Source organism: Haloferax profundi (assembly GCF_001469865.1).
GTDB lineage: Archaea > Halobacteriota > Halobacteria > Halobacteriales > Haloferacaceae > Haloferax > Haloferax profundi.
Map to the genome: position 1 here is coordinate 1 of NZ_LOPV01000001.1, position 3,617 is coordinate 3,617.

Consider the following 3,617-nt stretch of genomic DNA (forward strand, 5'->3'; position numbering starts at 1 on the left):
ATGTAACCGTGCCATTCGAAGTAATGTGAAGAAGCGCACGGGGGTACTCCCCCCGAAGGCTTCGTCCGAACGCCCACCGACCCACGGTCGTCTGGCGCTCACCGGGATGACACACCTTCCCGGGGCTGCCACGAGACGACGACCTTAAGTGGTCCAAGGCATTTCGGAAGAATGCGAACGACACACCGCGATTGCGGGGCGATTCAACGCGTCCCGCCTCACCGGATTCGGTCGAGCGAGGTTCGACGGGTTTATACCCACGAACCACCTCGATTCAAATCCGAAGGAAATGAGGATTCCGCCCCTGCGGTACGCCGCAAGACGGTATCTGATGTTAGCCCTAGTAGTTCGGTGATATCCGAACGGATATCATTCGAACTCGGACCTTTGAACGGTGATTTGACAGCATTACGCTGCCATTCACCCGCCAACACCCCGCGACCAGGTTTAAATGGTCGCGACCCATTCCGGTTGATCCTGCCGGAGGTCATTGCTATTGGGGTCCGATTTAGCCATGCTAGTTGTACGAGCTTAGACTCGTTGCGGAAAGCTCAGTAACACGTGGACAAACTACCCTACGGAGAACGATAACCTCGGGAAACTGAGGCTAATAGTTCATAGGAGAGTCACGCTTGAATGCCGACTCTCCCAAACGCTCCGGCGCCGTAGGATGTGTCTGCGGCCGATTAGGTAGACGGTGGGGTAACGGCCCACCGTGCCGATAATCGGTACGGGTTGTGAGAGCAAGAGCCCGGAGACGGAATCTGAGACAAGATTCCGGGCCCTACGGGGCGCAGCAGGCGCGAAACCTTTACACTGTACGCAAGTGCGATAAGGGGACCCCAAGTGCGAGGGCATATAGTCCTCGCTTTTCCCGACTGTAAGGCGGTCGGGGAATAAGGGCTGGGCAAGACCGGTGCCAGCCGCCGCGGTAATACCGGCAGCCCAAGTGATGACCGATATTATTGGGCCTAAAGCGTCCGTAGCCGGCCACGAAGGTCCATCGGGAAATCCGCCAGCTTAACTGGCGGGCGTCCGGTGGAAACCACGTGGCTTGGGACCGGAAGGCTCGAGGGGTACGTCCGGGGTAGGAGTGAAATCCCGTAATCCTGGACGGACCACCGATGGCGAAAGCACCTCGAGAAGACGGATCCGACGGTGAGGGACGAAAGCTAGGGTCTCGAACCGGATTAGATACCCGGGTAGTCCTAGCTGTAAACGATGCTCGCTAGGTGTGGCACAGGCTACGAGCCTGTGCTGTGCCGTAGGGAAGCCGAGAAGCGAGCCGCCTGGGAAGTACGTCCGCAAGGATGAAACTTAAAGGAATTGGCGGGGGAGCACTACAACCGGAGGAGCCTGCGGTTTAATTGGACTCAACGCCGGACATCTCACCAGCTCCGACTATAGTAATGACGGTCAGGTTGATGACCTTGCCACGATGCTATAGAGAGGAGGTGCATGGCCGCCGTCAGCTCGTACCGTGAGGCGTCCTGTTAAGTCAGGCAACGAGCGAGACCCGCACTTCTAATTGCCAGCAGCAGTTTCGACTGGCTGGGTACATTAGAAGGACTGCCGCTGCTAAAGCGGAGGAAGGAACGGGCAACGGTAGGTCAGTATGCCCCGAATGAGCTGGGCTACACGCGGGCTACAATGGTCGAGACAATGGGTTGCTATCTCGAAAGAGAACGCTAATCTCCTAAACTCGATCGTAGTTCGGATTGAGGGCTGAAACTCGCCCTCATGAAGCTGGATTCGGTAGTAATCGCATTTCACAAGAGTGCGGTGAATACGTCCCTGCTCCTTGCACACACCGCCCGTCAAAGCACCCGAGTGAGGTCCGGATGAGGCTGTCACACGACAGTCGAATCTGGGCTTCGCAAGGGGGCTTAAGTCGTAACAAGGTAGCCGTAGGGGAATCTGCGGCTGGATCACCTCCTAACGACCGAGACCACCCCGACGGGGTGGCTCACACGCGATCTTCCGAGTTCGAACACCATCCGTTCGGACACCTTAGAACTACTAGGGCTGACATGGGGCCCATAGCTCAGTGGTAGAGTGCCTCCTTTGCAAGGAGGATGCCCAGGGTTCGAATCCCTGTGGGTCCATGGTAAGCAATGTTCAACCCTCGTTGAATCGTGCCCCTTAAGTGTGGGACGACGATACGAAGGAATGAGCATTGACGACTGATGCACCAACCCGCGCAAGCGTGGTTGGGAAGGGTCGAAAACGCGCCAGAAGACTACTGGGCGTTTGATGAAACCGTGTGTACGTGCAATCCAGGCGTCCACTGGACCCGTTCTCCGGGTCACAGTGACTATATCAACTGGCTACTGTGCCAGCTGGTGGATAGCTCGGCTCGAGAGCCGATGACGGACGTGCCAAGCTGCGATAAGCCTCAGGGACCCGCATGGAGGGAAAGAACTGAGGATCTCCGAATGGGAATCCCCACGCAATTGCCTTGCGCAATGGGGAACGCTCCGAATTGAAACATCTTAGTAGGAGCAGGAAAAGAAAGCAATCCGCGATATCGTGAGTAACGGCGAGTGAAAGCGACACAGTCCAAACCGAAGCCTTCGGGCAATGTGGTGTACGGACTACCCGTAACGGACCTGGATCTTACACGAAGTCTCCTGGAACGGAGCGTGATACAGGGTGAAAACCCCGTAGTGTAAGAAAAAGGTCCCGGGGTTGTTCCAGAATAGCGGGGGTTGGATATCCCTCGTGAATTACGCAGGCATCAACTGCGAAGACTAAACACTCCTCGAGACCGATAGCGAACAAGTAGCGTGAGCGAACGCTGAAAAGCACCCCGAAAAGGGCGGTGCAATAGGGCTTGAAATCAGTTGGCGATAGAGCGACGTGGCATACAAGGTCGTCTGACGAATGAACTGAGAGCGATCTCGTAGTAAGACTCAGACGAAGCCGATGTTACGTCGTACGTTTTGAAAAACGAACCATGGAGTGCATCTGACTGGCGAGTCTAAGGGGTGAACCCCCGGAGGCATAGGGAAACCGATACGGCCGCAGTCTTTGACCAGGGCCACCGTCTTCAAGGGCGGGGAGCCAACCGGATGCGACCCGAAACCAAGTGATCTACGCCGGAGCAGGGTGAAGCGTGGCGAAAGCTGCGTGGAGGCCCGTTAGAGTTGGTGTCCTACAATACCCTCTCGTGACTCTGGTGTAGGGGTGAAAGGCCCATCGAACTTGGCAACAGCTGGTTCCAACCGAAACATGTCGAAGCATGACCTCTGATGAGATAGTTCGTGAGGTAGAGCGACCGATTGGGAATCCGGACTCCGAGAGGAGTTCGCTTCCCTGTCAAACTCCGAACTTACGAACGTCGTAGACTCAGGGAGTCCGGTGTGCGGGGTAAGCTTGTGCACCGTGAGGGAGACAACCCAGAGCTAGGTTAAGGACCCAAAGTATGGATTAAGTGCGATTGAAGATTGTCTCGAGCCCTAAACAGCCGGGAGGTGAGCTTAGAAGCAGCTACCCTCTAAGAATAGCGTAACAGCTTACCGGCCGAGGTTCGAGGCGTCGAAAATGATCGGGGCTCAAATCCATCTCCGAGACCTGGCGGCGTACTCATAGTACGATTCCGTAGGTTGGCATACTGT

Annotated in this window: 1 tRNA gene and 2 rRNA genes; all 3 read left to right on the top strand. The window is 56.1% G+C overall.

Going from position 1 to position 3,617, the window contains the following annotated elements:
- Positions 1-464: 464 nt before the first annotated feature.
- Positions 465-1,937 (top strand): 16S ribosomal RNA (locus AUR66_RS00005).
- Positions 1,938-2,033: 96 nt separating this feature from the next.
- Positions 2,034-2,105: transfer RNA gene (locus AUR66_RS00010), tRNA-Ala, on the top strand.
- Between the two features lie 213 nt (positions 2,106-2,318).
- Positions 2,319-3,617: ribosomal RNA gene (locus AUR66_RS21590) — 23S ribosomal RNA — on the top strand; the annotation flags it as partial.